The following is a 4,533-nucleotide window of genomic DNA, read 5'->3' on the forward strand; positions in this document are numbered from 1 at the left end:
AGCCCACCCAGGAGCCGACGCCCGATCCCCCGGCTCCGGAGCCGGGGGATCGGGCGTCGGCTCCTGGGTGGGCTCGGGCGCCGTGGTCGGCCGGGGAGCGGCGGGAGGCGCGGGGCGCGGGGGAGGAGCGAATCCGCTGCCCGGCTCCGGGACGAGCGGCTCGCGCGCCTCGATCACGGCGACGGCCAGCGGAGCGACCGCGGCTCCCGAGGCGAGAGCGCTCCGGAGCTGCTCGACCGCGTCGGTCAGCACCGCCCGCCGGGACGTCGATCCGCGACCGGAGGCGAGGGTCGACGTGGCGAGGCCGAGCACGCGCTCGGCCAGCGCCGTCCGCTGCTCCCCGGCCGCGGTCGTCGCGGTGGTGATGGCGTCGGCCGAGACTCCCTCGAGCGCTGCGTTCAGGGATCCGATCGCCACCAGCAGATCGGTGCGGGCCGCGCCCGCGACGGTGCCGTCGGTCGCGGTGAGGAGCGCGAGCGAGTCGTCCCGCAGCGCGAGGCCGGCCTCGCGCGCGGCGGTGTAGGCCGGAGGCGCGGCGACGTCGATGGACGTCTCGCGGAGAGTCGGGGTCGCCTGCGTGCCCTCCGCGGAGGGCGTGCATCCGGTGAGCGCGCCGGCGGCGACGAGCAGGGCGATCGCGGCCGTGGCGCCCCGGAGGAGCGGGCGCGCACCCCCGCGCCGCTCGGCTCGCCCTCGACTCCGCATCACTGCACCCTAATCGGGGGACGGCCGCCGTGGGCGCCGGTCAGCGGGGCGGTTCGCGCATCCGAGACCCGGGTCGGCCGCACCTCCGGGCCGCACCCACGGCGCTCGACCGGTGGGAAGGGGGCCCGGCGCACACCCGTCGAGGGCGGGGGACGGCGCGCGCGGAACGGCGGGGCGCCCGCCGCCGCGCCGCCTAGCATGGGGCGGGTGACCGACCAGCAGGAGCCTCCCGTCCGCCTCCGCCCCGAGATCCTGGCGCTCCCCGCCTACAAGCAGGGCCGCGCGGCCGCCGCCGACGCCTTCAAGCTCTCCTCCAACGAGAACCCGTTCGACCCGCTGCCCTCCGTGCTCGCGCGGGTCCGCGAGGTGGACGACTTCAACCGGTACCCGGACGCGGCGGCGACCGCCCTGCGCACAGCGCTCGCCGCGGAGTACGGCGTCCCGATCGAGGAGGTGATCGTCGGCGCCGGCTCCGTCGCGGTCATCGCCCAGCTGATCACCGCGGCGGCGGGCCCGGGCGACGAGGTCGTCTACGCCTGGCGCTCGTTCGAGGCCTACCCCTCGCTCGTCACGACCGCGGGCGCCACCAGCGTGCGCGTGCCGCTCCGCGCCGACGACACCCACGACCTCGACGCCATGGCCCAGGCCGTCACCGAGCGCACCCGCCTGCTGATCGTCTGCAGCCCCAACAACCCCACCGGCACCGTCGCCACCGCCGACGACGTCGAGGCGCTCCTCGAGCGCGTCCCGGGAGACGTCCTCGTGCTCCTCGACGAGGCCTACGCCGAGTTCGTCGACGACGAGCGGGCCGTGGACGGCACCCGCCTTCTCGGCCGCTACCCGAACCTCGTGATCGCCCGCACCTTCTCCAAGGCGTACGGCCTCGCCGGCCTCCGCGTCGGCTACGCGATCGGCCACGCGCGGATCCTCGACGCCGCCCGCTCCACCGCCATCCCGCTCTCGGTCACCCGGTTCGCCGAGACCGCGGCGGTCGCCTCCCTCGAGCACCGCGAGGAGCTCCTCGAGCGCGTCCACCGCATCACCCGCCTCCGCGACGACCTCTGGCGGGCGCTGCTCGACCAGGGCTGGACGATCCCGGAGTCGCAGGCGAACTTCCTCTGGTTCGACACCCGCGAGGACACGGCGCGGGCCGCCGAGGTCTTCGAGCGCGCGGGAGTCGTGGTCCGCGCGTTCCCGCCGGAGGGGATCCGCGTCTCCGTCGGCGAGGCGCGCTCTGTCGACAAGCTCCTCAGCGCGGCGGCCGAGATTGTGGCTTCCCTCCCCGAGGGCCACCCCGCGAGACGGATAGGTTAGTCGGGTGGTAGCCACCAGCACGGAGTCGCCGACTGTCCAGTTCCTCTCCGCGGACGGGCGGTTCTCGCCGACCCCCGCGGCCGAGCAGTACGCCTCCTACCTCGACGGGGTGGACGAGGCGCAGCACCGCTCCTTCTACCGCGAGATGGCGGTGGTCCGCCGCTTCGACACCGAGGCCGCGAACCTGCAGCGCCAGGGCCAGCTCGGACTGTGGGTCCCGAGCCACGGGCAGGAGGCGGCGCAGGTCGGCTCCGCGTTCGCGATGCGCCCGCAGGACCACGTGTTCCCCTCCTACCGCGAGCACGTCGTCGGCAAGATCCGCGGCATCGACCTGCTCGGCGTCCTCGCGCTCCTGCGCGGCACGACGCACGGCGGCTGGGACCCGACCGACCCGACGAACGGGAACTTCCACCTGTACACGCTGGTGCTCGGCTCGCAGGCCCTGCACGCGACCGGCTACGCGATGGGCCTCACCCTCGACGGAGCGACCGGCACGGGCGACCCCGAGAAGGACGCGGCCGTCGTCGTCTACTTCGGCGACGGCGCCTCCAGCCAGGGCGACGTCAGCGAGGCGATGGTCTTCGCCGCGAGCTACCAGGCTCCCGAGGTCTTCTTCCTCCAGAACAACCACTACGCGATCTCGGTCCCCGTGGCCACGCAGTCGCGCAGCCCCCTCTACCTCCGCTCCTCCGGCTTCGGCATCCCCGGCGTGCAGATCGACGGCAACGACGTGCTCGCGAGCTACGCGGTCACCGCCAAGCACCTGCAGGACGCGCGCTCCGGCGGCGGTCCCCAGTTCATCGAGGCGCTGACCTACCGGATCGGCGCGCACACCTCGAGCGACGACCCGACGAAGTACCGCACCGACGACGAGCTCGCCTCGTGGGTCGCGAAGGACCCGATCACCCGCTTCGCCGCGTTCCTGCGGAGCGAGGGCGTGGAGCAGTCCTTCTTCGACGAGGTCGACGAGGAGGCGAAGGACTTCGCGTCCGACATCCGCCGCCGCCTCCTCGCCCTCGAGGTCCCGCCCACGGGCGTCATGTTCGACCACGTCTACTCGGAGCCGCACGTGCTCGTCGAGGAGCAGAAGGCGTGGCTGCAGCGCTACGAAGAATCGTTCGGAGGAGAGTGATGACGATCGACACCAGCACGACGGCCGCGCAGCCGCCCCTCACCGGGTCGCAGCTCGAGTCCATGTCCATGGCCAAGGCGCTCAACGCCGGCCTCCGCCGAGCGATGACGCAGGACGACCGCGTCCTCCTGATGGGCGAGGACATCGGCCCCCTGGGCGGCGTCTTCCGCATCACCGAGGGCCTGCACGCCGAGTTCGGGGCGAAGCGCGTGCTCGACACGCCGCTCGCCGAGTCCGGCATCGTCGGCACCGCGATCGGGCTCGCGATGCGCGGCTTCCGCCCGGTCTGCGAGATCCAGTTCGACGGGTTCATCTACCCGGCGTTCGACCAGATCACCTCGCAGCTGGCCAAGATGACCAACCGCCACGAGGGTGCGATCACCATGCCCGTCGTCATCCGCGTGCCCTACGGCGGGCACATCGGAGCGGTCGAGCACCACCAGGAGAGCAACGAGGCGTACTTCGCGCACACCGCGGGCCTGCGCGCGGTCAGCCCGTCGACTCCGAACGACGCCTACTGGATGATCCAGGAGGCCATCGCCTCGGACGACCCCGTCATGTTCTTCGAGCCCAAGAGCCGCTACTGGCCCAAGGGCGACGTCGACCTCAGCGGATCCGCCGCGCCGCTGCACGCCAGCCGCGTCGTCCGCCCGGGCACCGAGGTCACGCTGGTCGGCTGGGGCCCGATGGTCGCGGTCCTCCTCCAGGCCGCCGAGCTCGCGGGCGAGGAGGGCACGAGCGTCGAGGTCGTCGACCTGCGCTCGCTCTCCCCGATCGACTGGGAGCCGCTGCTCGCGTCTGTCCGCAGGACCGGCCGGCTCGTCGTCGCGCAGGAGGCGTCCGCGAACGTGAGCCTCGGCTCCGAGATCGCGGCGACCGTCACCGAGCGCGCCTTCTTCTCGCTGGAGGCGCCGGTCCTCCGGGTCGCCGGCTTCGACACCCCCTTCCCGCCCGCCAAGGTCGAGAAGCTCTTCCTCCCCGACGTCGACCGCGTGCTCGAGGCCGTCGACCGCTCGCTCGCGTACTGACGCGCGCGACATCCGCCCGCACGAGCCCACAGGAGTCCCCCCGATGACAGAGCAGTTCCTCCTCCCCGACGTCGGCGAGGGCCTCACCGAGGCCGAGATCGTGGCCTGGAAGGTCAAGGTCGGCGACGAGGTGGCCGTCAACCAGGTCCTCGTCGAGATCGAGACCGCCAAGTCGCTCGTCGAGCTCCCCTCGCCGTTCAGCGGCACCGTGGTCGACGTGCTCGTCGACGAGGGCCAGACGGTCGACGTCGGCACCGCGATCATCACCGTCCAGGCCGGAGCCGGCTCGATCGGCTCCGAGGTGCCCGCGATCCCGGCCTACACCGCGCCCGCCCGAGCACGCCTACTCAGTCG

The 4,533-nt window shown here is 73.3% G+C and carries 5 protein-coding genes; 4 read left to right on the forward strand and 1 reads right to left on the reverse strand.

What is annotated here, in order from left to right; genetic code table 11:
- A partial coding sequence (locus C5C53_RS16550; protein WP_374954341.1) for a hypothetical protein occupies window positions 1–705 on the reverse strand: 705 nt, incomplete at its 3' end.
- A 198-nt stretch (window positions 706–903) separates the two neighbouring features.
- Here C5C53_RS16550 and hisC point away from each other — a divergent pair.
- The 4 genes from hisC to C5C53_RS16570 form a co-directional block, all read left to right on the forward strand.
- Window positions 904–2,019: a histidinol-phosphate transaminase gene (hisC, locus tag C5C53_RS16555; protein ID WP_104226632.1), complete on the forward strand. Its 1,116-nt coding sequence runs from the start codon at window positions 904–906 to the stop codon at window positions 2,017–2,019.
- Window positions 2,020–2,023: 4 nt separating this feature from the next.
- Entirely contained in the window at window positions 2,024–3,151 is a 1,128-nt protein-coding gene (locus tag C5C53_RS16560; protein WP_104226633.1) for a thiamine pyrophosphate-dependent dehydrogenase E1 component subunit alpha, read from the forward strand.
- A gap of 62 nt (window positions 3,152–3,213) precedes the next feature.
- Window positions 3,214–4,179, forward strand: a complete 966-nt coding sequence (locus C5C53_RS16565) for an alpha-ketoacid dehydrogenase subunit beta (protein WP_181028888.1) — start codon at window positions 3,214–3,216, stop codon at window positions 4,177–4,179.
- 43 nt (window positions 4,180–4,222) lie between these two features.
- Window positions 4,223–4,533: biotin/lipoyl-containing protein (locus tag C5C53_RS16570; RefSeq protein WP_308470990.1), on the forward strand; the 311-nt coding region annotated here is incomplete at its 3' end.

The organism is Rathayibacter sp. AY1E3 (assembly GCF_002932235.1).
In the GTDB taxonomy this organism is placed as follows: Bacteria; Actinomycetota; Actinomycetes; order Actinomycetales; family Microbacteriaceae; genus Rathayibacter.

What these genes read in the sequence shown, in the direction of transcription:
- hisC (WP_104226632.1), top strand. Translation starts at nt 904, where the DNA reads ATGGGGCGGGTGACCGACCAGCAGGAGCCTCCCGTCCGCCTCCGCCCC.
- C5C53_RS16565 (WP_181028888.1), top strand. Translation starts at nt 3,214, where the DNA reads ATGTCCATGGCCAAGGCGCTCAACGCCGGCCTCCGCCGAGCGATGACG.